Origin of the sequence: Virgibacillus sp. M23 (assembly GCF_034190895.1) — a bacterium.
Taxonomy (GTDB): Bacteria; Bacillota; Bacilli; order Bacillales; family Amphibacillaceae; genus Virgibacillus; species Virgibacillus salarius.
In genome coordinates this window covers 1-462 of sequence record NZ_JAWDHA010000245.1, presented here as the reverse complement: position 1 = coordinate 462, position 462 = coordinate 1, and the positions used below count along the sequence as shown (strand labels likewise).

The following is a 462-nucleotide window of genomic DNA, read 5'->3' as shown; positions in this document are numbered from 1 at the left end:
ATTTGATTTTGCGCGAAATTGTGGAGCGCTTAAGCTTTCTGGATAAAGTCGGCCTCGATTACCTGACATTGAGCAGGGCAGCGGGAACGCTGTCCGGTGGAGAGGCACAGCGCATCAGGCTGGCGACTTAAATTGGCTCGCGCTTATCCGGTGTGCTTTATATTTTAGATGAACCGTCTATCGGTCTGCATCAGCGTGATAACGACCGCTTGATCAGCGCACTGAAAAATATGAGAGACCTCGGGAACACACTGATTGTTGTCGAACATGATGAGGACACGATGATGGCAGCGGATTAATTAATAGATATTGGACCGGGTGCCGGCATTCACGGCGGACAGGTGACATCTGCAGGTACGCCGGAAGACGTGATGGAAGATCCAAACTCATTAACTGGCAGCTATTTATCAGGGAAAAAGTTTATCCCATTGCCTCCTGAAAGAATAAAGCCGGATGGACGTT

General features: G+C 49.1%; 1 pseudogene. It reads left to right on the top strand.

Going from position 1 to position 462, the window contains the following annotated elements:
* Window positions 1–462, top strand: a pseudogene (locus RVS70_RS22340) (excinuclease ABC subunit UvrA); the annotation flags it as partial.